Source organism: Brevibacterium sp. FME37 (assembly GCF_014897485.1).
Classification (GTDB): domain Bacteria; phylum Actinomycetota; class Actinomycetes; order Actinomycetales; family Brevibacteriaceae; genus Brevibacterium.
Window position 1 is genome coordinate 186,932 of the sequence record NZ_JABUYE010000001.1, and the last position, 25,108, is coordinate 212,039.

The window sequence follows — 25,108 nt, forward strand, 5'->3', positions numbered from 1 at the left end:
ACGCTGCATAACGCTAAGCGGTGAACACATCGCAAACACTGAGCAGTGAATAGACGAGGGGCCCGATCCAAACGGATCGGGCCCCTCGAAGCTATAGCCTCAGTGATCGACTCAGAGAGCGTTGATCTGCGTGGCCATTCTCGACTTGCGGTTCGCAGCGTTGTTCTTGTGCAGAACACCCTTCGAAACAGCCTTGTCGAGCTTCTGGGCGGCAACAGCATAAGCCTGCTGTGCTTCGTCCTTCTTGCCGGCAGCAATGTTCTCGCGGACGACGCGGACGTGTGACCGAACCTCGGACCGCACAGCCTTGTTGCGCTGGCGAGCCTTTTCGTTGGTTTCAATCCGCTTGATCTGTGACTTGATATTAGCCAATTTCAACACTCTTTCGTGTTAGTGGAACATGGTCGTGAGGGCACACCTGATCGACATATTCGTCTCCGCGGGGAAACACATCGACGATATCGAATCCGGTGGCATCTTCACCCGACCTAGACGAGACACACGCCATTGATGAAGATACTCTCTCTACGATACAGGCTGATCCTGTCAGGCAGAAATTCCCTACGCCTGGTCGCAGGATCTCGGTCTCGGTTCAGGCCCGGGGTCAGCCGGCGTTGACGTTCTTGGCGACCTGTTCGAAGATCTCGCGGGGCATGATCGCACCTTCGCGGCGGATGGACTGCGGATCGAGACGGATCACGCGATCGAGACGAATCTCAGAGGGCCGACCCTGCGAGTCCCAGTCGCCGCTGCCGATATTCATCCACCGAGCGTGACGGTCTTCGCGAACCTCGCCGACGCCACCGGGGATGTGATCCTTGCTGGTGAGCATGAGTGCCAGAACCCAGCGACCATCCTTGCCGACGACCAAGGAGGGGCGGTCCTTGCCCTGGGAGTAGTCTTCTTCGAAGGGGATCCACCCCCACACGACCTCACCCGGATCGGCATCGCCGTCGAGATCGGGTGCATAGGAGACATTGACCGAGCCTTGGTAGTCACCCGGATAGTCACTGTCCTTCGCTGAGGCGGCGCCGGAGGCCCGTGCATCACCTCGCGGGGGGTTGCTCGGGTGGGGTCCTGACCCCTGCGAGCCTGCCTTCTTCTTCGCTTGGGAGTCCCTGAGGAACTTGAAGCCTTCATTGACGCCGATCTTGACGGCGCGATTGACCAGTGTTTTCCAACTCATGTGCGCCAATCCTAATCGACGTAGTCCAGAACCGCTTCGATCGGAAAATGGTCGGACGGGTACTCACCATCAGTGCAGAAGGTATTGATCCGAGTCGACAGGGTCCGCAGGTCAGAAGTTGTGAGGATCCAGTCGATGCGGCCATCACCGACTTTCGGACCTTTGTAACGGTGGAAGGTGCCGATGTCTTGGCTCGGGACGACCGCCCCAGTGTCGGTGAGTCCCAGCTCTGTGCAGAAATAGTCGTAGACGGGGGAGCCGGTGGCGACGTTGAAGTCGCCGGTGACCACGGCCGGACCGTTCGCCTCGGCGATGTGGAGTGCCATGATCTTCCCCGACTCCAGACGGGCCTCCTCCGATTTGTGGTCGAGGTGGGTGTTGAGCAGGCGCAGCGACCGACTTGTCACCAGGTCTCGAAGGTCCACGACGGTCAGGGTTCGGGCGTGGGAGACGCCCCACGATTCGGAGGCGACCGTCTCCGGCTGTTTGGAGAGCCAACTGATGTCGACCTTGTCGACGTCGAAGCGCGACGAGTCGTAGATGACGGCGGTGAACTCACCCGAATTCCCGCCCGAATGCCCCTCACCCAACCAGATGTACTCATCGGGGAGCAGGCTGATGAGTGTCTCGAGCTGATCGAGCTCACCCTCCTGCGTGCCGATGATGTGAGGGTGAGCCTCAATGATGAGATCGGCGGCGATGGGCAGACGCTTGGACACGGGATGCCCGTCCAGCGCCGGATACCTGAGGTTGAAGCTCATGATCGAGAAATCGCTCATGCCCCAATCTTCGCCGATCAGCACCGAAAGTGGGGATCGGCGTCGGGATTCTCAGCCAGTTGAAGTGGCTTCGAACACGTGTTGCCCGCATGTGACCGGACGCCCGGACTGTTCCCAGGTGCTGAGGATTCCAGTCTGGTGCGCAACCCATGGAACAATGGAAGTTCTGGTCTGTCGAAGGAAGGGCGTTCATGTCACCTCAGGTGAAGCCACAAGCACTCGAACGGATTTCTCCGTCCGCTACATCACCCGAGTTGATCCGCAATTTCTGCATCATCGCTCACATCGACCACGGCAAATCGACCCTGGCCGATAGGATGCTCCAGGTCACAGGGGCTGTGCAGCCGCGCGATATGCGTGCTCAGTACCTCGACCGGATGGACATCGAACGCGAACGCGGAATCACGATCAAATCCCAAGCCGTGCGCATGGCCTGGGAGAACGACGACACTCCCTTCGCTCTGAACATGATCGACACACCGGGCCACGTCGACTTCAGCTATGAGGTCTCCCGGTCGCTTGCCGCCTGTGAAGGTGCGCTCCTCCTCGTCGACGCCGCACAGGGCATCGAAGCCCAGACGCTGGCTAACCTCTACATGGCCATGGAGAACGATCTCACGATCATTCCCGTGCTCAACAAGATCGACCTCCCCGCGGCCCAGCCGGAGAAGTACGCGGAAGAACTCGCCAACCTCATCGGCTGCGAACCCGAAGACTGCCTGCTGGTCTCCGGTAAGACAGGCGAAGGCGTCGACGCGGTCCTCGACCGCATCATCTCCGACATTCCCGCTCCAGTCGGCGACGCGGATGCTCCAGCGCGAGCCATGATCTTCGACTCCGTCTACGACACGTACCGGGGCGTCGTGACGTATGTTCGCCTTATCGACGGTGCCCTGCGCCCGCGTGAGAAGCTGACGATGATGTCGACCGGCAGCACCCACGAACTCCTCGAGATCGGTGTCTCCTCACCGGAGCCGAATGCCACGAAGGGGCTCGGGGTCGGCGAGGTCGGATACCTCATCACCGGTGTCAAAGACGTCCGCCTGTCCAAGGTCGGTGACACGGTCACCTCGTCCTCGAAGCCGGCCGAACAGGCACTCGATGGCTACAAGGAACCCAAGCCCATGGTGTACTCCGGGCTCTTCCCGATCGATGGATCGGACTATCCGGTGCTGCGCGATGCGCTCGACAAGCTCAAGCTCAACGACGCCTCGCTGGCCTACGAGCCGGAGACTTCCACGGCACTGGGCTTCGGCTTCCGCTGCGGCTTCCTCGGACTCCTCCACCTTGAAGTTCTGCGCGACCGCCTAGAACGCGAATATGACCTCGACCTCATCTCCACCGCACCCAGCGTGATCTACGACGTCACGATGGAAGACGGATCCGAGATGGAGGTCACGAACCCCAGCGAGTATCCGACGGGCAAGATCAAAGAGGTCCGCGAACCCATGGTCCGGGCGACCATCCTCACGCCGAGTGAGCACATCGGTGCGGTGATGGAGCTGTGCCAGACACGTCGCGGCAGCCTGCTGGGCATGGACTACCTGTCCTCGGACCGGGTAGAGATCCGTTACAGGCTGCCTCTGGCCGAGATCGTGTTCGACTTCTTCGATCAGCTGAAGTCGAAGACCAAGGGCTACGCCACGCTGGATTACTCCGACGACGGCGAAGATGCGGCAGATCTGGTCAAGGTCGACATCCTGCTCCACGGCGACCAGGTCGACGCCTTCTCTGCGATCGTCCACCGCGACAATTCCTACTCCTACGGCGTGCTCATGGCCGGGAAGCTGCGCAAGCTGATTCCCCGCCAGCAGTTCGAGGTGCCTATCCAGGCGGCCATCGGTTCGCGCATCATCGCCCGCGAGACCATCCGCGCCATCCGCAAGGACGTGCTGAGCAAGTGCTACGGCGGCGACATCAGCCGTAAACGCAAACTGCTGGAGAAGCAGAAGGAAGGCAAGAAGCGAATGAAGTTCGTCGGCAATGTCGAAGTTCCACAGGAAGCCTTCATCGCAGCGCTGTCCTCCGATGAGCCGGAGTCCAAGAAGGAACCTAAGAAGTAAGTGCCCGCACAACCGACTGGTGAGACCCCACCGCTCGACGGTTCGCTGCCGGCCTCGGCCGGGATCGGCGCGACAGATCGTGGGCTGAGCCTCTACGTCCACGTCCCGTACTGCCGGGTCCGCTGCGGTTACTGCGACTTCAACACCTATACCGCCGAAGATCTGGGTCCCGGTGCCTCCCGCGACGACTATCGCAGCAATCTTGCCCGGGAGCTCGACCTCTCGACCCGTGTGCTCGCCGAGGCAGGCGCCGGCGATCGTACGGTCACGACGATCTTCTTCGGCGGGGGCACTCCGACGATGCTGGCCGCCGAGGTGCTGGCCGGAGTGATGGACGACATCCGCGACCGCTTCCGGTTGGCACCTGACGTCGAGGTCACGACCGAAGCGAACCCCGACACCTTAGCCCCGTCCTATATCGCCACCTTGGCAGCCGCAGGTTTCACTCGGATCTCCCTGGGCATGCAATCAGCGGTACCCCATGTGCTCGCGACCTTGGATCGCACACACGACCCAAAGAAGATTCCGGATGTGGCCCGGTGGATCAAAGAGGCCGGACTGGAGCTGAGCCTCGACCTCATCTATGGAACCCCGGGGGAGTCCATCGACGATTGGCGCAGATCACTTGAAGTGGCTCTGAGCAACGACGTCGATCATATTTCATCCTATTCGCTGATCGTCGAGCCCGGGACGAAGATGGGGGCCATGGTTCGCCGCGGCGAACTGGCAATGCCCGACGAAGACGACCTGGCCGATAAGTATGAGATCGCCGATGCTGCTATGGAAGCCGCCGGTCTGCACTGGTATGAGGTCAGCAACTGGTCGACGTCAGCGAAGACCCGCTGCGACCACAACATGGCCTACTGGCGCAATGCCGATTGGTGGGGCTTCGGTCCCGGAGCCCATTCGCACATCGGTGGGGTGCGATTCTGGAATGCTAAACATCCCCGTGCCTGGTCCGACCGCCTGCTGGCAGGTGAGTCGCCCGCCATCGGACGCGAGGTGCTGGACACAACGACCCAGGAGGTCGAGCGGATCATGCTCGCGGCTCGAATCGATTCGGAACTGCCGCTGGATTCACTGGGCGCAGGCAGTGAGCGGGCAATCAGAGGGTTCGTCAAACAGGGACTGCTCGATGGTGACGCTGTAGGCGAAGGCCGCTTTGCACCCACGCTGCAGGGCCGGCTGATGGCTGATTACATGGTCCGCATCCTCACGGATTACGTGAACTGAACCGCTGGGTCCCACTAACTGAACCGCTCGACTCTGTGAACTGAGTCGAACGCAGAGAAGCCGCTGTCATCAAATGCGATGACAGCGACTTCTGCGTGCAGATAACACGATCAGATCATCTGATTGGCGTGATCACTTCACGAAGTTGAACACGAGCGGGAACTTATAGCCCTCGCCCTTGCTCCCTGCAACCGCAGCGATGATGTAGAGCACCGTGTAGAAGATCGGGACGATGAACGCCAAGAAATAAATGAAGATGCCCAGGCCGAAGGTGACCAAGGCGAGGAGGAAACCCAAGACCAAGAACACGATGACAGCAGCGAACGTGGCGATGCAGTTCGTGATCATCGCGTTGAGTCCCTGCCGCGAATGTTCGCGTACATAGGGCGATTCGTCCTTCTTCACCAGGAACATGATGAGAGGCAGGAAACCGACGAAGATGGACCCGATATGAGTCCACAGCACCGTGGTTCTTTCGCTCTCGCTGGCCTGCCAGAACATTTCGGAGCCGGGACCATAGGCATTCCCCGGCAGCATCCGCGAGTCGAACATGGCCGGATTGCCGACCGGCTGCGCAGGACCGTTGCCGTAGGCCTGCTGCCCATAGGGCTGCTGCGTGTACTGCTGCTGACCCTGGCCGTAGGCCTGCTGGGAACCGTAGCCGGGCTGAGCGGGCTGGCTCTGACCATAAGGCTGTTGGAAACCGTAGCCGGGCTGTGGGGGCTGGCCCTGCTGGGAACCATAGTTCTGCTGAGCCGGGTTTGGCTGCTGCGAACCGTAGCTTTGGTTCTGCTGGCTGTAGGGCTGGTGGGGTCCAGAGGCCTGAGAATAATTCGGTGGCATGGGACGCGACTGGTCAGAGCCGTTGTTCGGCTGCTGCAGGTTATAAGACATGCGGGTCCTTTCAGAGCTTCTGGTCATTCACACTATCGGAAACGCCATGTCGCCGAACTGGGGAAAGCCCGAATCGTGTACCAGATCGATCACAATCGACCTGGGCCTCAACCGACGGTGACGAAGTCGATGAGTTCTTCGACTCGACCTGAGAGCGTGGGTTCGACGTCGGCGATGGTGCTGACCTTGCCCAAGATACGCACCCAGCCCCGGGCCACGTCCCTGTGGTCGGCGTGAGGCCAACCGATACGCCGCAGGATCCCTGTCTTCCAGTCCTCGCCCCGAGGCACGACTGGCCATTCCCTGATGCCCACGACATGAGGCTTGACGGCCTGCCAGATGTCGACATAAGGATGACCGATGATGTGGACGACGTCGCGATAGCGCGGATCGGCGCGCACCGCCTCGGCGATCTTGGATTCTTTGGTGCCGGACACGAGATGGTCGGCCAGGACCCCGACGCGGTGGTCCTTGTCGGGACCGAACGCCGCGAGCTTGTCGGCGACATCGTCCAGGCCGCCCAGCGGTTCGACGACGACACCTTCGATGCGCAGATCGTCGCCCCAGATCTTCTCGACGAGCTCGGCATCGTGTTTGCCTTCGACCCAGATGCGAGATCCGCGAGCCACTCGGGCCCGAGCATTGCCGACCGCGCGCGACCCCGAGGCTGTGCGACCGGGAGCCGATTTCTTCTTGGCCGGCAGTCTGAGGTCGACGGGTTTGCCTTCGAGAAGGAAGCCAGGCCCCAAGGGGAATGCGCGGACCTTTCCTGCCCGGTCCTCGAGATTGACGACGACTCCGGCGGTGGTCTTCTCGGCGCCGACGACGGCACCGACATATCCGCTCATCGCGTCTTCGAGAACCATGCCGAGACCCAGTTCGACGGGGGTGGACTTCTTGGGTCGGTGTGAGGAGGGCGAGGAGCCGGCCAGCACATCGGGCCCGTAGCGATCAAAGGTATTCACGGACAACCACCCTAATCAAGGACTCGATGGGATGGGTGGTGACCCGCTGAGATGGAGCCGAAAGTGAATTCGGAATATAAGAGGCGTAGAATTGGCACTCAAGACAGATGAGTGCCAAAAACGGTGCCGAGCGAAGGAAGGAGACGAATGAACGACAGCAGGCGAGCACAGGTTCTGCGTGCGATCGTCGAAGACTTCGTCGCCACCAACGAACCCGTCGGATCGAAGGCCATCGTGCAGCGCCACACGCTCGGCGTCTCTCCGGCCACGATCCGCAACGACATGGCCCATCTAGAGCAAGAGGGCTACATTGCGCAGCCCCACACTTCGGCAGGGCGGATTCCGACCGATCTCGGCTACCGCATGTTCGTCGACCGCATCGACGACTTCAAACCGCTGACGCATGCTGAGCGACGTGCGATCTTCCAGCTCATCGACGGCGACGGGGACCTCGATGACATGCTCGACCGCACGGTGCGTGTGCTCTCAGGCCTGACCCATCAGGTGGCACTGATCCAGTACCCGAGCGTCTCCCGCGCCACGATCAAACACATTGAGGTCGTAGGGCTGGGCCCCAACCGCATCCTCGTCGTCCTCATCACCGACGCCGGTCAGGTCGAACAGAAGATTGTGATCACTCCCGGCAGCGTGGATGACGAGGTGCTGCGGGGAATCCGCGATGAGGTCAACACCGAATTCTCCGGCCAGAAGTTATCGCAAGTGATGAGCACGAGTACATCCAGGGCTTCGGTGCAGGGCATGGACCCCGCTGTGACAGAGCCTGTCGTGGCGACCAGCCAACCAGGCGCGGACGTCGCCGCAGCGCTGGCACAGGTCCGGTCCGCGGTCACCGATCTCATCATGGCCACACGCGAAGAACGCATCATCATGGCGGGCACAGCGAATCTGGCTCGCTCCGGGAGGGAGTTCGGTGAGAAGATGGCACCGATCCTCGAAGCTTTCGAAGAACAGGTTGTACTGCTCAAGCTGCTGACATCGATGGCCGAGGATCAAGAGGAGATCAGCGTTCGGATCGGTCGTGAGAATACTCACGAGTCATTCAGCTCGACATCTCTCGTGGCTGCCGAATATGGTCATGACGCGGGGTCCTCCGCTCGATTGGCTGTGCTCGGGCCGACCCGGATGGACTACCCCACGACGATCACAGCTGTGCGGGCCGTAGCGAAATACGTCTCCTCTGTCCTCGATCAGGGCTAGATGCACCGGCACGAGCGCACACAGCACACCATGACCACACAGCACAATAGGACCACACAGCACAGCGCGCACCAACACCACCGCGCGAACAGGCACGAGAACGCGAACAACGCACACCACCAGGGAGAGAGAAGTTTCTGTGGCCGATCACTATGAAACACTCGGAGTGTCCAAAGACGCTTCGGCGGCTGAAATCAAATCGTCGTACCGAAAGCTCGCTCGGAAATATCACCCCGATGTGAACCCCGGACACGAGGACGAATTCAAAGCCATTTCCCTCGCCTACGACGTCCTCTCCGATTCGGAGAAGCGCCGTAACTACGACATGGGAGGCGGCGAGAACGGACAGGGCTTCCCTGCCGGCGGTGGCGGCTTCGGCGGCTTCGGCGATATCTTCGAGACCTTTTTCGGCGGGGGAGCCGGCTCGGCCGGTGGCCCGATGCCGCGCACACAGCGTGGCAAGGACGCACTCGTCGGAGTCAACATCGATCTCGAAACCGCCGCGTTCGGCGGAAACATCGATCTCGATGTCACCACGGCAGTCGTCTGCGACACCTGTTCAGGTGCCGGAACACAGCAGGGCACATCCGTTGAGACCTGCACCCTGTGCCACGGAGCCGGCAGCGTCCAGCGCATGACCCGGACCCTGCTGGGCCAGATGGTGACCAACCAGACGTGCAACTCCTGCCACGGCTACGGCACCGTCATTCCCAGCCCCTGCCTCAACTGCCAGGGTGACGGACGCGTCCGCAAACAGCGGACCATGAAGATCCGAATCCCCGCCGGAGTCTCCGACGGCACACGCATCCAGCTCTCATCCCAGGGCGAAGTGGGCCCCGGCGGCGGACCTGCCGGCGACCTCTTCGTCGAGGTCATGGTGGCCCGCCACGAAGTCTTCCAGCGCGACGGTGACAACCTGCGCGCCTCCGTCTCCGTGCCGATGACGGCAGCCGCACTCGGTGCCTCGATCCCCTTCGACACCTTCGACGGCACGCAGGACCTTTCCATCGAGGCCGGCATCCAGTCGGGCACCGTCGTCAAATTGCCCGGCCTCGGCGCCACCCGACTGCGCTCGGAGACCCGAGGCGACCTGCTCATCACGGTCGACGTGATGACGCCGGACAAGCTCGACGACGCGCAGAAGGACCTGCTTGCGCAGTTGGCAACGCTGCGTGAGGAAGAGACCCCACGCGCCCAGATCACCACCCAGAACCGTGGCGTGTTCTCCCGCATGCGTGAGAAGTTCGCCGGTCGGTGAGTCTTCCCGTCTTCTTCTCGCCCCAGTCCGCCGAGGCGGTCACCGGCCAGGTGCTCACTTTCGGTGAGGACGTGGCCGGGCACGCGGTCCGAGTCCGCCGACTCGGACCGGGGGACGAACTCGAAGTCGTCGACGGATCCGGCACCCGTGTGCGCGGAACCGTTTCGAACGCCTCGACGAACGAACTCGGACTTCACGTCGCATCGGTCACGCACACGAGAGCAGACCAGCCACGGTTGGTTCTCGTGCAGGCTCTGGCCAAGGGCGACCGTGACCTGCAGGCGATCGAAACCGCCACAGAGATCGGCGTCGACGAGGTGGTTCCCTGGGCCGCCGAGCGTTCGATCGCCGATTGGCCGGCGAAGAAGCGTGACAAGCTCGCCGCCAAATGGGACAACGTCATCCGGGCGGCCTCCCTGCAGGCCCGACGCTCCCGCTTCCCGTTGCGCCGCGACCTGGTCCGCGGCACCGGCCTCGCAGCGACTCTGAGCGAGACTGACACCGTCTACGTCCTGCATGAGGCCGCAGAACTCAGACTCTCGCAGGCCCTGAGTGAACCTCGTTCCGCGCGCATCTCGCCTGCTGCCTCTGGAATGGAGAATTCTCCAGATCCCGAACGCATCGTCTTAGTCGTTGGTCCCGAAGGCGGCGTCAGCGACGCAGAGCTTGATGCACTCGCGGCCGTCGGCGCCAAAGCCGTACTTCTCGGTCCTACAGTCCTGCGGTCGTCCTCCGCCGGTGCGGCCGGGCTCGTCATGGCTCAGAATTCATTGGGCCGTTGGTGACTAAGCGGACTACGATGGAAGCACACAATTGCAGTACTCCTAAACGTACGAACAGCCACTAAGGATCATTCTGGACACCTCCACTCAGCCCACGAACTCTGTGAACCCCACTCCAGGCGAAGAAACGCCGTCGGACACAGTGCGTCTCGTGATTCCCGACTCCATCGATCTGGTCGAGTTCTTCGGACCGGGGGAGTCGAACCTGCGCAAGCTCGAGCGAGTCTTCCCCGACCTCGACCTGCATGTGCGGGCCAACCAGGTGCAGGCCACCGGTGAACCGAATCGCGTCGCAGCATTCGTCTCCGTCATCGGGGAACTCAAGAAGCTGCACGCCTCCGGCCACCGCATCAACGAAGAGACGATCGACCGGGTGGCGTCGTTCTCCTCCGAGGGGAAGGCAGCCTCGGCGGTGATGGGAACGAACATCCTCTCCACCCGTGGAAAGTCCATCCGTCCCAAGACGATGGGCCAGCACGATTATGTCAAGGCGATCCGCAACCATACGATCACCTTCGGCATCGGGCCTGCAGGCACGGGCAAGACCTACCTGGCCATGGCCATGGCCATCAACGCACTGCAGCACAAAGAAGTCTCACGCATCATCCTCACCCGTCCCGCGGTTGAGGCCGGAGAGAGCCTGGGCTACCTGCCGGGAACTCTCAACGAGAAGATCGACCCGTACGTGAGGCCCCTCTACGACGCCCTGCACGACATGGTCGATCCCGAATCGATCCCGCTGCTCATCGAAACGGGAACCATCGAGGTCGCACCGCTGGCCTATATGCGCGGGCGCACCCTCAACGACGCGTTCATCATCCTCGACGAGGCGCAGAACACGACCGGTGAGCAGATGAAGATGTTCCTCACCCGCCTGGGCTTCGGCGCTCGGATGGTCGTGACCGGGGACGTCTCCCAGATCGACCTGCCGGGCAAGACTCGCAGCGGTCTCAACGTCGTGCAGGACATCCTGACCGGAATCGAAGACCTGGAATTCTGCCACCTGGGCAGCAAGGACGTCGTCCGCCACTCACTGGTGACGAAGATCGTCGACGCCTACGACCTGTGGGGAAGCAGCGAATGAATACCGAGATCTCCAACGAAACAGATGCAGCGATCGACCTCGACGAGGTTGTAGCTCTGACTGAATACCTGGGCCAGGCTCTGCACATGCACGCCGGTGCAGAACTCGCCGTGACGATGGTCGATGCGAAGGCGATGGAGGAACTCCACGTCACCTGGATGGACCTCGACGGTCCCACCGATGTGATGTCCTTCCCGATGGACCAGCTCACGCAGGGGCAGGCCGGGGCGCCCACCGAGGGCCAGATGGGCGACATCATCATCTGCCCCGAGGTGGCCGCAGCCCAAGCCTCGTCTTCGGGACATTCGACGATGGACGAGGTGCTCCTGCTGACTGTCCACGGCTTCCTGCACCTTCTCGGCTATGACCACAGCGAACCCGAAGAGAAGGAAGAGATGTTCGCGCTGCAGCGGCATCTGCTGCTGACCTTCTTCGCTGCGCGCTACGACGGACGCACCGACATCCCTTCACCCACCGAGGTCTGAGTCGTGCTCTGGCTGTTCCTCGGCGCAGCACTGTGTCTCGTCGTCTCGGCGACGCTTTCGGCCGTTGATGCCGCTCTGCTCAGTGTCTCCCATCAGGCGATCCAGGACGCGAAGGACGAAGGCAAGAAGGCTGCGTTCCGGGCAGAGAAGATCCTGATCGATCTGCCCACCAACATCAACGTCATCATCTTCGTCCGCAACTTCATGGAAGCTCTGGCCACAGTGTTCATCGCTTTGGCCTATGACTCGATCTACTCCGTCGGACCGCTCATGGTCGTCCTCACCGTGCTCACCGCATCGATCGCGGTCTTCGTCGTTGCAGGAGTGTCGCCGCGAACCATCGGACGACGCCGTTCTCTGGCAGTCTGCCTCAATCTCAGCTGGGTTGTGGGCGTCGCCCTCGTGGTACTCAAACCGCTGACGAAGATCCTCGTCCTCCTGGGCAACCTGCTGACTCCGGATCGCGTGTACAAGGACGGCCCCTTCGTCACCTCCGACCAGCTGCGCGACCTGGTTGAGCGGGCCAGCGAATCCGATGTCATCGAAGACGGCGAACGCGAAATGATCCAATCCGTGTTCAACCTCTCGGACACCTCGGCGAACGAGGTCATGGTCCCGCGCACCGACCTCGTGACCGTCAACTCAGGAACCCCGCTGTCCAAAGTCATGAATCTCTTCCTCCGTTCGGGGTTCTCACGGGTCCCCGTCAGCGGCGAGGACCTCGACGACATTCGTGGCGTCGCCTACCTCAAGGACGTGGCCCGACGACTCCATCTCCACCCGGAGGACGCGGAGCGGTCGGTCGACATCCTGGCCAGGGGAGTGCTGTTCGTCCCCGAAACCAAACCCGCCGATGACCTGCTGGAGCAGATGCAGCTTGATTCGACGCATCTGGCGATCCTAGTCGACGAATACGGCGGCACCGCTGGGCTCGTCACGATCGAGGACATCGTGGAAGAGATTGTCGGCGAAATCGAAGACGAATACGACACCAGCGACGAAGAGCTCGTCGAGGCCGAAGACGGCTCATTCGTCATCAGCACCCGCATGTCCATCTCCGACTTCGCCGATCACTTCGATGTGAAGATCGACGAAGACGACGTCAACAGCGTCGGCGGTCTTCTCACGAAGCTCATCGGCCGCGTCCCCATCGACGGTTCGCACGCACAGATCGAAGGCCTCAACATCGAAGCGATGGAGGGCCAGGGCCGCCGCCACCGCATCACCCACGTCAGGGTTACGAAGGAAGAGAACTGAAATGGAATTTCGCACGGACTATCCCGAGAACTACAGGGCCGGCTTCGCCTGCTTCGTCGGCCGGCCGAACACCGGAAAATCAACGCTGACGAATGCTCTGGTGGGGGAGAAGGTGGCGATCACCTCGTCGAAGCCCCAGACCACTCGGCACACGATCCGCGGCATCGTCCACAAGGAAGACCACCAGCTGATCCTCGTCGACACCCCGGGCCTCCACAAACCACGCACCCTGTTGGGCAGCAGGCTCAACGACCTTGTGGCCTCGACCCTGAGCGAGGTCGACGTCATCGGCTTCTGCCTGCCCGCCGACGAACCCATCGGTCCCGGCGACCGGTACATCGCCTCCCAGCTTGAGCTCCTCGACGGGCGCACCCCGATCGTGGCCCTGGTGACGAAGACCGACAAGGTCTCCCAAGACAAGGTCGCCGAGGCGCTGATGGCCGTCGGCGAGCTCGCGAACTTCGCCGACGTGGTCCCGGTCTCCGCCGTGGATGGGTTCCAGATCGACACGGTCGATTCCGTGCTCACCGGTCATCTGCCGAAATCGCCCCCGCTCTACCCGGAAGGGGAGCTGACGGACGAGCCGGAGGAGAAGATGATTGCCGAACTCGTGCGTGAGGCCGCGCTCGAAGGCGTCCGCGACGAACTTCCTCACTCCCTAGCCGCTCAGGTCGAGGAGATGTACCCCCGTGAGGGACGCAGCGAGGACAACCCGCTGTGGAACGTCCACGTCAACCTCTATGTCGAACGTTCCAGCCAGAAGGCGATCATCATCGGCAAGGGCGGCAGCCGACTCAAAGCCATCGGCAGCGAATCCAGGCGCGGCATCGAGGCACTGCTGGGGACCAAGGTGTATCTCGACCTGCATGTGAAGATCGCCAAGGACTGGCAGCGTGACCCGAAGCAGCTGGGACGCCTGGGCTTCGACTTCAGCTGACAGGTCGTCGGCCGATGCAATTTCGGCTGAGAGGACTCTCACGTCAGCGGCAGTTGATTGACGAGGCGCGGCCTGCAATAGACTAGGCCGAGTGAATGCCGAGCAGACTCTGGTCGCACTGAGCGACCGTTCCCCCCAAGTTGCCCCCGACGAACTCATTGCGGGCCTTATCCCGCCACCGCAGTTCCAGGACGTGTCCTTCGCCAGCTACCGCACCGATGACTCGGAGCCCTCGCAGGCTCAAGCACGCAACAAGCTTGAGGAGTTCGTGGCGTCGTCGACATCGAAGGGCTTCCTGGGCAAACTGTTTTCGAAGGGCAAGGACGGACCCAAGGGGGTCTATCTCGACGGCGGCTACGGCGTGGGTAAAACCCACCTCCTGGCCGCGGCATGGCATGCCAATGAGAAGCCTGCGACCTTCGGCACGTTCGTCGAATATACGAACCTCGTCGGCGCGCTCGGTTTCATCCGTGCTCGCGACGATCTCTCACAGATGAAGCTCGTCTGCGTGGACGAGTTCGAACTCGACGATCCCGGTGACACGGTGCTCATGTCGCGACTCATGCGCGAACTCACCGACGCTGGGGTGAAGATCATCGCCACCTCGAACACCCTGCCCGGGTCACTGGGAGAGGGTCGCTTCGCGGCACAGGATTTCCTCCGGGAGATCCAGGCGCTTGCCGACCAGTTCGACATCTACCGGATCGAGGGTAAGGACTACCGCCATCGCGGGCTGAGTGAACCTGCTGATCCGGTTCCGGCTGAGAGCCTTGACGCCGAGACGGCTAAGTTGACCGGCACCGTCGCCCGCGACGACTTCCCGACGCTTCTGCGGCACCTCTCCACGGTCCACCCTTCACGTTACGGACGCATGGTCGACGGTCTCGACGCAGCCGTGTGGGAGGACGTGCAGACGATCGACAACGAGGGTGTAGCCCTGCGCTTCGTCGCGCTCGTCGACCGGCTCTATGACCGCGACGTCACGATCATCAACTCGGGCCAGGCGCTGAACAAGGTCTTCACCGACGAGTCGCTGGCCGGAGGCTACCGCAAGAAGTACATGCGCTGCCTTTCGCGCTTGACGGCACTCTCTGCGCAGTAGCCGGCGCTCTCCCTGCAGCATTCAGCAGCGAGCACTCAGCGCGGAGGCTTCGGCGCTACTGCAACTTGAGATACCTGAGGACCTCGAGTTCGGGGATCCAGTCGGGGAGACCGATGATCCTCAATGCACTCCAGGCGAGGACTGCGACGAACGCTGCTGTGACCGCAGCGATCGTCCAGCGCACCCACAGCGGCTGCGCCATGACCCAATGCGTCCATTTCTCGACGTGGACTCGCACGAAGTGCAGAATCCTCTGCGCCCAGCGGAACTCGCTGGAGATGACGAACAGTCCGATGATGACGATGAGCCACCCGGGGCCCGGCAGTGGCACAAGCAGTAGTCCGATGAGCACGATGAGAGTGCCCACTGCGCCGACGACGATCCGATAGAGCCGTGCCGCGTGCGGGTTGGCTGTGATGTTTCCGCGCCAGCGCAGGAAGCTCAGACGTGTTTTGCGCCAGGGGCGCACGCCTTGCTTGTGATGGCGCGACAGCCACCCTTGCGGGCGCTTGTCCGTGGGGTCATCGTTCACTCTTCCAATATAAGTCGATGAGTCTGAAAGCTAGATTTGCGCGTGTGACCACGATCACGCGGATCTGATTTTGCATGGACCGTCACCTGCGTATAGAGTTGTATCTCGTTGCCAGGGAAACCGGGCAGTGAGAAATGCGGATGTGGCTCAGCTGGTAGAGCATCACCTTGCCAAGGTGAGGGTCGCGGGTTCGAATCCCGTCATCCGCTCGGAGGCGTCATGGCACTGCCTTGGCGGTGGCGTGGCCGAGAGGCGAGGCAGCGGCCTGCAAAGCCGTATACACGGGTTCGAATCCCGTCGCCACCTCAGATTCGTCCGATGGTTCTCCATTGGTGAGTCGGCGCGATTGGCGCAGCGGTAGCGCGCTTCCTTCACACGGAAGAGGTCACTGGTTCGATCCCAGTATCGCGCACAGGGACCTTGTGTTCCGGTGCAATAACTGAATAAGGCGCGATTGGCGCAGCGGTAGCGCGCTTCCCTGACACGGAAGAGGTCACTGGTTCGATCCCAGTATCGCGCACAGAAGAAGCCCCGAGTGACTCACTCGGGGCTTCGTGCATTCATCGCCGAATGATTCCGGCCGGAGGAGCTCGGACCGATGTGTCGGCCGTGTGTCAAGACTGCCACGTGGAAGTCATGGGGAAAGGCACACATTCACTAGTACGCTAGTGAGGGTAACCATCGACGAATACTTCGGAGCACTCATGTCTACTCCTCAGAACCCGTATGAACCGAATGACGGTTCTGGAAATCAGAACCCCAACGGTCAGGGCCCCGACAATCAGCCGCCCAGCGCTCCTAGTTTCTCGGGAGATCAGAACAGCGCGCCTCAGTACGGCTCACAGAACGACCCGAACCAGCAGCCTCAGTACGGCTCACAGAACGACCCGAACCAGCAGCCCCAGTACGGCTCACAGCCCCAGTATGGTTCGCAGCCTCAGTACGGTCAGCCGATTGACACGGGAGCGCCAAGCTACGACCAGAATCAGGGTGGCTACGGCCAAGGCTACGATGCCAACGCGCCGGGCTACGACGCCAACGCACAGGGCTACTACGGTCAAGACCCCTACGGCCAGAACCAGGGCGGCTACGGCCAGGGTTATGACCCCAATGCACAGGGCTATGACGCAAACCAATACGGTCAGCAGCCTGCTTATGCCGGTGCTGACGGTTCTTCGGACCAGTTCATTCCTGCCAACCCCAATGCGAGCTACGGTTCGTATTCTGCTGGCCCGGGCAACAACAAGTCGAAGAACATCTGGGGCATTCTCGCTCTTGTCGGTGGCATCGCCGGTATCGTCCTGTCCATTTTCTTCGGGATCGGATTCCTCTTCGGAGTTGCTGGTGTGATCTTCGCGTTCGTCGGTCTCTCCTCGATCAAGAAGGGGGTGGCCAACAACAAGGGCATGACTATTACCGGCATGATCCTCAGTTTCATTGCCATCCTGTTCTCGATCATCTCTGTCATCGTCACCTTGATCTTCGGTGGCATGTTCATCACCGCGATCGGCGAAGCTGCCGATGCGCAGTCCTCATCCCCAGCACCGGTCCAAGGCCCCTCTGACCCAGCACAGGACCCCAGCGAGGGTGCAGGTTCATCTGACGACAGTGAAGAAGCTGCTCCTCCTGTCGAGGACGGCGGGGTCGAGATCGGCACCGATCTGACCGCGGCCATCGCAGTGAAGCCGGGTACCGTGGACGAATATGCGGCAGGAGCCGAAAGCACCAAGGGTGAGGTCGCAGTCGTGACTGTGACCGTGAAGAACAGCGGGAGCTCAGACGCCGATCTGGGGCTTGCCCGAGTCACGGCCGATAACGGTGCCGGCAAGGAGTATAAGGACGTCTTCGACGGCTCCAAGAATTACTCAGGTGGCTTCGCATTCAGTGAGCCGGTCCCCGCGAATGGAGAGAACACTGTCCAGCTCGCGTTCGCAGTGCCGTCGGCTGAAGTCGACAAGGTTCACCTGAAGCTCTCACTGACCGAAGATCTCGGTAAGGGCAAGGACTTCGAATTCAGCAAGGCCGCGTGATGTGGCTCGGGGCGGTGCGCCGATCCCGAGCCACATAGGCGCGAACCGCGCAGACATCGAAAATTGCATACGATTCATCAGTTGGGTGGCGGTCTCACGACTGCCACCCAACTGATTTCGCACCGCCGATTAGGTATTAGACTCTAGGGGCGAGGCACCCCAACACAGACGAACGGAGAAGATCAGTGGCTGACAGCATTGACTGCGCGGGAGAGACCATTCCTTGGAAACAGGGGTTGACTGGCACGGAGATCTTCTCCACGGACCGCACAGTCGTTGCAATGTGGCTCGACGGACAGCCCGTCGATCTCAGTCGCGAACTCGCCGCTGGTGACCAGATCGCTCCGATCACCATCGATTCTCCAGCCGGACTCGACATTCTTCGCCACTCGACCGCCCACGTCACAGCCCAGGCTGTCCAGGACCTGTTCCCCGACGCGAAGCTCGGCATCGGCCCCTACATCACAGACGGCTATTACTTCGACTTCGACGTGGCCGAGCCCTTCACCCCCGAAGACCTCAAGGCGATCCAGAAGAAGGCCGCCCAGATTGTGAAGTCCGGCCAGAGCTTCAACCGCGTCGTCGTCACCGAGGACGAAGCCAAAGCGCGCATGGCCAACGAGCCCTACAAACTCGAACTGATCTCCGACAAGGGTGCAGGCTCCGACGATTCCGCCTCCGTCGAGGTCGGTGCCGGCGAGCTCACCGTCTATGAGAACCTCGACCGCAAGGGCGAGATCGTATGGCAGGATCTCTGCCGAGGACCGCACCTGCCCACCACCAAACTGATCGGCAACGGATTCGCCGTCACCCGCTCCTCGGCGGCCTACTGGCGCGGAGACCAGGCCAATGCCAGCCTGCAGCGCGTCTACGGCACCGCCTGGGCCTCGAAAGAGGATCTCAAAGCACACCAGGACCGCCTCGCCGAGGCCGAACGCCGTGACCACCGCAAGCTCGGCGCCGAACTCGACCTGTTCTCATTCCCCGAGGAACTCGGTTCCGGCCTGCCCGTCTTCCACCCCAAGGGCGGTGTCATCAAGCGCGAGATGGAGGACTACGTCCGCGCCCGCCACATCGAAGAAGGCTTCGAATACGTCGGCACCCCGCACATCTCGAAGGAAAACCTGTACTACACATCGGGGCACCTGCCGTACTACGGCGAGAACATGTTCCCGTCGATCTCCGTCGACGAGGTCCGCGACGAGTCCGGTGAGATCGTCAAGGAGGGCACTCCCTACCGCCTCAAGGCGATGAACTGCCCCATGCACAACCTCATCTACCGCTCGCGCGGCCGCTCATACCGTGAGCTTCCCCTGCGTCTCTTCGAGTTCGGCACCGTGTACCGCGACGAGGCCTCCGGAGTCGTCCACGGCCTCACCCGCGTGCGCGCACTGACACAGGACGATTCGCACTCCTATGTGGCTCAGGAAGACGCCGCCAAGGAGATCCGCCACCTCCTCGAATTCGTCCTCAGCCTGCTGCGCGATTTCGGACTCGATGACTTCTACCTGGAACTGTCGACTCGCGACGAAGACGGGAAGAAGAAGGACAAATTCATCGGCTCGGATGAGCAGTGGGCAGAAGCCACGCAGGTTCTCGAGGAGGTCGCGTTGGAAACCGGACTCGAACTGGTTCCCGACCCGGGCGGAGCCGCGTTCTACGGCCCCAAGGTCTCCGTCCAGGCCCGCGATGCCATCGGCCGGACCTGGCAGATGTCGACCGTTCAGCTCGACTTCAACCAGCCCGAGCGCTTCGGTCTGGAGTACCAGGCCGCCGACGGCACCCGCAAACAGCCCGTGATGATCCACTCGGCGAAGTTCGGCTCCATCGAACGGTTCATGGGTGTGCTCATCGAACACTATGCGGGTGCGTTCCCCGTCTGGTTGGCACCTGTCCAGGTCACCTGCATTCCCGTGGCCGAGGAATTCAACGACTACCTCGCGGAGGTGGCCTCACAGCTGCGCGCCGCCGGAGTGCGCGTGGAGATCGACGACAGCGACGATCGGTTCCCGAAGAAGATCCGCAACGCCTCGAAGTCGAAGGTGCCCTTCGTGCTCATCGCCGGTGGGGAGGACCGCGACGCAAATGCCGTGTCGTTCCGTTTCCGCAACGGTGAACAGGACAACGGCGTATCCGTCGCCGAGGCGGTCAGCAGGATCGTCGAATCCATCGAAGCCAAGGCCCAGGTATGACGGAGAAACCACACAACCACCTCGGCGAGGGCAGCTCCGATCCTTGTGAGGGCATACCTGAACCAGAGGCGGCTGCAGGCTTTCCCGGCGAACCTGATGGCTTCCAGCGGCTGTGGACACCACATCGGATGGTCTACATCGGCGGACAGGACAAACCCAAGGACTCCGGAGTCTCCGAATGTCCGTTCTGCACGGCACCGACGAAGTCCGATGAAGAGGGCCTGATCGTGGCCCGCGGTGACGAGGTGTACGCGGTGCTCAACCTGTATCCGTACAACCCGGGCCACCTCCTCATCTGCCCCTATCGTCACATCGCGGACTACACGGAGCTGACCGAGTCGGAGACCGCTGAACTCGCTCATTTCTCGCAGAAGGCGATGACCGTCATCCGCGCCGTGTCATCCCCGGACGGCTTCAACCTGGGAATGAACCAAGGTCCCGTGGCAGGTGCCGGAATCGCCGCACACCTCCACCAGCACATTGTGCCCAGATGGGGCGGGGACTCGAACTTCCTGCCCGTCGTGGCACAGACCAAAGCTCTGCCGCAGGTGCACGCTGATGTGCAGGCAGCGCTGTCAAAGGAATGGAACAGATGAACCCCGAAGATCTCGACGCCCTCGCCGAGTACTCATCCCCAGTGATACGCGGCAGCGAAGCCGTCATCACAATCACCCGTCCCGACCTTGAATCCAACAGTTACCTCTCGCAGCTGTTCGCGCTGTCAGGGGAGTCCTCGCGACGGCTGACCCATAACTGGCGAGACTACGCACCCGAGGTCCGCACCAATTGGTCCGGATATCTGAGCGCGGCCAAGAAGGAATCCGGTCAGCTGTTCGTCGGTTCCAGCCTCGAAACTGCTCATCGGATCACGGACAATCACCTCGGCGTCTCCGAATTCGCACTCGATGATGACGGCGCACGAGCTCTCTACGTCGCCCGGGTCGCTGAAACGGGACGCTACGGTCAGGACGAGGACGTTCCCGCCAGCGAGGAAGCGCCACGGCGAATCACCTCGGCGGCCTACCTGAGCAATGGGCTCGGCTACACGAACGACCGTCCGGCGCGAGCATTCCTCGTCGATCTCGTCGAACCGGGGCTGGGCAAGTCCGGCATTGCCGGCGGTGCCGAAGTCCCGTTGTCCACACTCTTAGAGACCCCAGAATCCGACGTCCACGACCCGCAGTTCTCACCGAGTGGCACCAGAGTCAGTGTGGTCTCCTCGCTGGCGCCTGACCACGGCGAGCCTGACCTGCGCTCTACCGTGTGGCTGCTCGGCGGAGAACGCCCCGAAGCGTTGACGCTGCCACGGATGAGTGTGAACCTGCACCGGTGGATCGACGAAGAGACCCTGCTGCTCATCGGCAATGAACTGACCCGAGACGAACTCGACTTCGTCGGGCAGATGCCCGGACTCTTCGTCCACGATCTGACAGCCGGTTCGACACGGCGTCTGACAGACCCTGAGACCGTCTCAGTCGCCTCGATCCGGCCTCAGATCGCCGGTACCGGCCATGGCACCGGCCATGGCACCGGCCATGGCACCGGCCACGGCAGTGGTGTCCGCGGAGATGCGCCTGTCATCGCTGTTGTGGACACGGACGGAGCCTCACGGATCATCTCGATCGAACTGGCGGCGGAGAACCGCACGCTGGACGAGCTGGACTTCCTCACGGACGAAACAGCCGTGGTCAACGGCATCGATGTCGACGGCGACAGCCTCGTCTGGACAGGGGACACGCCCACCAACCCAGCCGTGCTACACCGAGTGCGGCTCTCAGCCGACGGCACGAAAGCCACGGGCACAGGCGGGGACATCACCGCCACGGACGCTGGCTCGACCACGACAGACGACGGCGCGGTCAGGGCACACCCAGCGCCCGCGAATTCCGTCCTCCCACAGCTTCTTCGAGTCGACGGTGAGGGCGGGTCCATCACCGGGTGGCTGGCGAAGCCCAGCGGCCCAGGACCGTTCCCTGTCATTCTCAACATCCACGGTGGACCGTTCGCGCAGTACACCCACGGGTGGTTCGACGAAACCCAGATCCTCACCTCGGCGGGCTATGCCGTGGTCTACGCAAATCCGCGCGGCTCCGGCGGACGCACTCGTACGTGGGGGACAGCGGTTCAGGGGGACATGGCCGCCCCAGCAATGGCCGACGTCCTGGCCGTCCTCGACCACGCATTGGCCGGCGATGCAGAGCTCGACTCCAGCAGCCTCGGCGTCCAAGGCGGTTCCTATGGCGGCTATCTCACCGCGATGATGACCGCCGACGATCACCGCTTCCAGGCGGCGATCGTCGAACGTGGCTATCTCGACCCCGACAGCTTCGTGGGCACCTCCGACATCGGACGCTTCTTCACAGAGGAATACACCACTCGTGATGCGCAGGCCATTGCACGGCAGTCGCCGTTGGCACATGCCTCACAGGTGCGCACACCCAGCCTCGTGATGCATTCGGAACTCGACTTCCGGTGTCCGCTCGAACAGGCACAGCAGTACTATGCCGCACTGCAGCGAGCGGGTGTCGACACGGAGCTGCTCATCTTCCCAGGCGAGAATCACGAACTCTCACGCGCGGGCCAACCTCGGCACCGTCGGCAGCGCTTCGAGGCGATGCTCGACTGGTGGGATCAGCATCTGGGTGGAGACGTCGATGCGAATCTCGACGACGAAACCACCTCGGCGATCCGCTGAACCATGGCTGACCACAGCGCCTCAGAGGCGATCCCCTTACCCCGCCTGCACCTGGTGAGAACACGTCCCAAGTCGGTGATTTCTCACATTGAACGCCACCAGCTTGGTGGAGTGAGCACTACCCGATATCGTTCTGTCGGTTACGATTGCGGTCTTGCTGGTTGCTTGCCGCTTCACTATTCTGCACAGACTGCTTCCGTCCATAGCCAACTCCTGGAGAACCATGAAACCGCGTAAAGCCTCACGGGTCGTATTACTCAATGAGCGCGACGAGGTTCTCCTGATTCGAGCCCAGGACCTGCTCACGCCCACCCACCAATGGTGGATGACCTGCGGTGGAGGGTCCGAGCTGGGTGAATCGGCGGCGCAGACCGCAGCACGTGAACTCGCAGAGGAGACCGGAATCGAATGCGAACCCGGCGAACTCATCGGCCCCTTGGCCACACGCGACGAGGTCTTCGAATTCACGGAGAAGTCGCTGCATCAGCAGGAAACCTACTTTGCATTCCGCACCAGCGAGGACATCGAGCTCGAGGACGCTGTCTGGACGGACATCGAAAAGCGCAGTCTGCTCGAATTCCGGTGGTGGTCCCGCGAGGAGCTGATGGCCACGACGGAGACGATCTACCCGAAGAATCTGCTCAGCCTCATGGATCTCGTCACGGCCGGCTCTGTGCCCGAGGTTCCTCTCGTCATCGACTGAACACCGTGGTGCATGCGTGGTGCTCCCGAGACGGCAGAGCGGGGCACATAACGGGCATTGAGCGTATAGACTCTAGGGGCTATATCTAAAGGAAGGAACACCAGTGTCAGGTCATTCCAAGTGGGCAACGACTAAACACAAAAAAGCCGCCATCGATTCTAAGCGGGCGAAGCTCTTCGCCAAGCTGATCAAGAACATCGAGGTTGCCGCTCGAAACGGTGGGCCTGATCTTGAAGGCAACCCGACGCTGTTCGATGCGGTTCAGAAGGCGAAGAAGAACTCTGTTCCCGCCGACAACATCACCCGTGCGGTCAAGCGCGGCGGCGGCCTCGACGGTTCGGCCGTGAACTACGAGAACATTCTGTACGAAGGCTATGCCGCCGGCGGTGTCGCACTCCTCATCGAATGCCTGACCGACAACCGCAACCGTGCAGCCTCGGAAGTCCGAGTGGCAGTCACGCGCAACGGCGGTACTATGGCAGACCCCGGTTCGGTCACGTACAACTTCGACCGCAAGGGTGTCATCATCGTTCCGGCTGAAGGAACCGACGAAGACTCCATCGTCCTGGCGACCCTCGACGCCGGTGCCGAAGAGGTCAAGGACGAAGGTGAGAACTTCGAGATCATCTGCGAAGCCACTGACCTCGTTGCCGTGCGTACAGCACTTGTCGATGCAGGCATCGATTACGACTCGGCCGAAGCATCGTTCGTGCCCGGAATCGAAGTCAGCCTGGACGCGGAAACAGCCACCAAGGTCTTCAACCTCATCGACGCGCTTGAAGACAGCGACGAGGTACAGAACGTCTACTCCAATGCTGATGTCAGCGACGAGGTTCTTGCCGAACTCGATGCGTGATGGCATCGAACATGGTTACCGATGAGAATCCTCGGCGTTGATCCAGGCCTGACCCGGTGCGGGCTGGGTGTCATTGACACCCTGCCCGCCCGCAAGGTCAAAATGGTGTCAGTCGATGTGCTGCGGACACCATCCACGGATTCCGTGGACCTGCGTTTGGGCGCCCTTGCCGAGGCGTTCGACAGCTGGTTGGACACGTACCGTCCCGATGTCGTCGCCATCGAGCGCGTGTTCGCTCGCAACGATGTCTCCACGATCATGGGCACTGCACAGGTCTCGGGTCTGACGATGGGCCTTGCCGCGAGACGTGGACTGCCTGTGGCCATGCACACGCCTTCCGAGGTCAAAGCCGCCATCACCGGATCGGGACGCGCTGATAAGAAGCAGGTCACGAACATGGTGACCCGGATCCTCGAACTCGACGCGGCACCTAAGCCGGCCGATGCCGCCGACGCTCTCGCGATTGCTATCTGCCACTCATGGCGCGGGGCGCTGAGCGGACAATCGACCCCCGGAGCGAACAAAGACCTCAACGAGCGCAAGAGCGCTGGCCGCCAAGGCGCAGGTATGACGAAGGCACAGGAGCAGTGGGCCAAGGCCCTTCGCAACTCCAAATAGCGTCATAGCGGTTGTGCGTGCTGCTGGTGTTCTGCCGGTGCTCTGCTGTGCCGTGATTTTGGCACTTCGTTTCACCGTCATTCTTTTCTGTTCACCGTCATTTCGTTTCGCAATGCGAGGCAGGTGTGGCGGCTATTTTTGTTTGGAGTGCACGAGCCCGAGAATCCGGGTACCGGGAATCTGCACCCGGCTCTCGATGTAGTGGGTTGGTTGTGTGTCTCTCTGTACTCGTTGTTCTG

The 25,108-nt window shown here is 61.7% G+C and carries 23 protein-coding genes and 4 tRNA genes; 21 read left to right on the plus strand and 6 right to left on the minus strand.

Annotation, left to right across the window (positions count from 1 at the left end; genetic code table 11):
• Window positions 1-111: 111 nt before the first annotated feature.
• The 3 genes from rpsT to INT29_RS00795 form a co-directional block, all read right to left on the minus strand.
• A complete protein-coding gene (gene rpsT / locus INT29_RS00785) occupies window positions 112-372 on the minus strand; it encodes a 30S ribosomal protein S20 (protein ID WP_101570367.1) in 261 nt (86 codons plus the stop codon).
• A 232-nt stretch (window positions 373-604) separates the two neighbouring features.
• On the minus strand, window positions 605-1,186 hold the full coding sequence (locus tag INT29_RS00790) for a type II toxin-antitoxin system PemK/MazF family toxin (RefSeq protein WP_193070449.1): 582 nt from the start codon (window positions 1,184-1,186) through the stop codon (window positions 605-607).
• A gap of 11 nt (window positions 1,187-1,197) precedes the next feature.
• Window positions 1,198-1,965 carry an endonuclease/exonuclease/phosphatase family protein gene (locus INT29_RS00795; protein WP_193070450.1) on the minus strand — a complete coding sequence of 256 codons (768 nt, stop codon included), beginning with the start codon at window positions 1,963-1,965 and terminating at the stop codon, window positions 1,198-1,200.
• A 191-nt stretch (window positions 1,966-2,156) separates the two neighbouring features.
• Between INT29_RS00795 and lepA the strand changes: the two genes are divergently transcribed.
• Together lepA and hemW are read left to right on the plus strand one after the other, a co-directional pair.
• Window positions 2,157-4,028 (plus strand): translation elongation factor 4, encoded by a 1,872-nt coding sequence (lepA, locus tag INT29_RS00800; protein ID WP_226830491.1) that lies wholly within the window; start codon window positions 2,157-2,159, stop codon window positions 4,026-4,028.
• Window positions 4,029-5,261 (plus strand): radical SAM family heme chaperone HemW, encoded by a 1,233-nt coding sequence (gene hemW, locus INT29_RS00805; RefSeq protein ID WP_193070451.1) that lies wholly within the window; start codon window positions 4,029-4,031, stop codon window positions 5,259-5,261.
• Between the two features lie 132 nt (window positions 5,262-5,393).
• Here hemW and INT29_RS00810 read toward each other — a convergent pair whose 3' ends face one another.
• Entirely contained in the window at window positions 5,394-6,155 is a 762-nt protein-coding gene (locus tag INT29_RS00810; protein WP_101570363.1) for a DUF4870 domain-containing protein, read from the minus strand.
• Between the two features lie 107 nt (window positions 6,156-6,262).
• Window positions 6,263-7,126 (minus strand): DUF3097 domain-containing protein, encoded by an 864-nt coding sequence (locus tag INT29_RS00815; protein ID WP_193070452.1) that lies wholly within the window; start codon window positions 7,124-7,126, stop codon window positions 6,263-6,265.
• Between the two features lie 141 nt (window positions 7,127-7,267).
• Between INT29_RS00815 and hrcA the strand changes: the two genes are divergently transcribed.
• From hrcA to zapE, 8 genes are all read left to right on the plus strand, one after another.
• The gene (hrcA, locus tag INT29_RS00820; protein WP_193070453.1) at window positions 7,268-8,338 is read left to right on the plus strand and encodes a heat-inducible transcriptional repressor HrcA; all 1,071 of its coding nucleotides are present in this window, start codon (window positions 7,268-7,270) and stop codon (window positions 8,336-8,338) included.
• 139 nt (window positions 8,339-8,477) lie between these two features.
• Entirely contained in the window at window positions 8,478-9,596 is a 1,119-nt protein-coding gene (gene dnaJ, locus INT29_RS00825) for a molecular chaperone DnaJ (protein WP_101570360.1), read from the plus strand.
• On the plus strand, window positions 9,593-10,381 hold the full coding sequence (locus INT29_RS00830; protein ID WP_193070454.1) for a 16S rRNA (uracil(1498)-N(3))-methyltransferase: 789 nt from the start codon (window positions 9,593-9,595) through the stop codon (window positions 10,379-10,381). The genes dnaJ and INT29_RS00830 overlap by 4 nt, the downstream gene beginning before the upstream one ends.
• Before the next feature lie 67 nt (window positions 10,382-10,448).
• On the plus strand, window positions 10,449-11,462 hold the full coding sequence (locus tag INT29_RS00835; RefSeq protein WP_413463151.1) for a PhoH family protein: 1,014 nt from the start codon (window positions 10,449-10,451) through the stop codon (window positions 11,460-11,462).
• Window positions 11,459-11,947, plus strand: coding sequence for an rRNA maturation RNase YbeY (gene ybeY / locus INT29_RS00840; RefSeq protein ID WP_101570357.1), 489 nt, complete (start codon window positions 11,459-11,461; stop codon window positions 11,945-11,947). Before INT29_RS00835 ends, ybeY begins: the two co-directional genes overlap by 4 nt.
• 3 nt (window positions 11,948-11,950) lie before the next feature.
• Window positions 11,951-13,204 (plus strand): hemolysin family protein, encoded by a 1,254-nt coding sequence (locus INT29_RS00845; RefSeq protein WP_101570356.1) that lies wholly within the window; start codon window positions 11,951-11,953, stop codon window positions 13,202-13,204.
• Between the two features lies 1 nt (window position 13,205).
• On the plus strand, window positions 13,206-14,141 hold the full coding sequence (era, locus tag INT29_RS00850) for a GTPase Era (RefSeq protein ID WP_101570355.1): 936 nt from the start codon (window positions 13,206-13,208) through the stop codon (window positions 14,139-14,141).
• Window positions 14,142-14,232: 91 nt separating this feature from the next.
• Window positions 14,233-15,243 (plus strand): cell division protein ZapE, encoded by a 1,011-nt coding sequence (zapE, locus tag INT29_RS00855; RefSeq protein WP_193070455.1) that lies wholly within the window; start codon window positions 14,233-14,235, stop codon window positions 15,241-15,243.
• A 55-nt stretch (window positions 15,244-15,298) separates the two neighbouring features.
• Here zapE and INT29_RS00860 read toward each other — a convergent pair whose 3' ends face one another.
• A complete protein-coding gene (locus INT29_RS00860) occupies window positions 15,299-15,775 on the minus strand; it encodes a PGPGW domain-containing protein (protein WP_319020809.1) in 477 nt (158 codons plus the stop codon).
• Window positions 15,776-15,911: 136 nt separating this feature from the next.
• Between INT29_RS00860 and INT29_RS00865 the strand changes: the two genes are divergently transcribed.
• The 11 genes from INT29_RS00865 to ruvC all read left to right on the plus strand — a co-directional run bounded on the left by INT29_RS00865 (window position 15,912) and on the right by ruvC (window position 24,869).
• Window positions 15,912-15,984: transfer RNA gene (locus INT29_RS00865), tRNA-Gly, on the plus strand.
• 26 nt (window positions 15,985-16,010) lie between these two features.
• A tRNA-Cys gene (locus INT29_RS00870) sits at window positions 16,011-16,081 on the plus strand.
• A 34-nt stretch (window positions 16,082-16,115) separates the two neighbouring features.
• Window positions 16,116-16,187: transfer RNA gene (locus tag INT29_RS00875), tRNA-Val, on the plus strand.
• A gap of 36 nt (window positions 16,188-16,223) precedes the next feature.
• A tRNA-Val gene (locus INT29_RS00880) sits at window positions 16,224-16,295 on the plus strand.
• Between the two features lie 184 nt (window positions 16,296-16,479).
• Complete coding sequence (locus tag INT29_RS00885) at window positions 16,480-17,805, plus strand: DUF4190 domain-containing protein (protein ID WP_226841495.1); 1,326 nt, start codon at window positions 16,480-16,482, stop codon at window positions 17,803-17,805.
• A gap of 185 nt (window positions 17,806-17,990) precedes the next feature.
• A complete protein-coding gene (gene thrS / locus INT29_RS00890) occupies window positions 17,991-19,997 on the plus strand; it encodes a threonine--tRNA ligase (RefSeq protein ID WP_193070457.1) in 2,007 nt (668 codons plus the stop codon).
• Window positions 19,994-20,593 carry an HIT family protein gene (locus INT29_RS00895; protein ID WP_193070458.1) on the plus strand — a complete coding sequence of 200 codons (600 nt, stop codon included), beginning with the start codon at window positions 19,994-19,996 and terminating at the stop codon, window positions 20,591-20,593. Before thrS ends, INT29_RS00895 begins: the two co-directional genes overlap by 4 nt.
• Window positions 20,590-22,692: an alpha/beta hydrolase family protein gene (locus tag INT29_RS00900; protein ID WP_101570351.1), complete on the plus strand. Its 2,103-nt coding sequence runs from the start codon at window positions 20,590-20,592 to the stop codon at window positions 22,690-22,692. The genes INT29_RS00895 and INT29_RS00900 overlap by 4 nt, the downstream gene beginning before the upstream one ends.
• Window positions 22,693-22,915: 223 nt before the next feature.
• The gene (locus tag INT29_RS00905; RefSeq protein WP_101570349.1) at window positions 22,916-23,395 is read left to right on the plus strand and encodes an NUDIX hydrolase; all 480 of its coding nucleotides are present in this window, start codon (window positions 22,916-22,918) and stop codon (window positions 23,393-23,395) included.
• 103 nt (window positions 23,396-23,498) lie between these two features.
• On the plus strand, window positions 23,499-24,251 hold the full coding sequence (locus INT29_RS00910) for a YebC/PmpR family DNA-binding transcriptional regulator (protein WP_193070459.1): 753 nt from the start codon (window positions 23,499-23,501) through the stop codon (window positions 24,249-24,251).
• Between the two features lie 21 nt (window positions 24,252-24,272).
• Window positions 24,273-24,869 carry a crossover junction endodeoxyribonuclease RuvC gene (gene ruvC / locus INT29_RS00915; protein ID WP_193070460.1) on the plus strand — a complete coding sequence of 199 codons (597 nt, stop codon included), beginning with the start codon at window positions 24,273-24,275 and terminating at the stop codon, window positions 24,867-24,869.
• The last annotated feature ends 239 nt before the right edge of the window (window positions 24,870-25,108 follow it).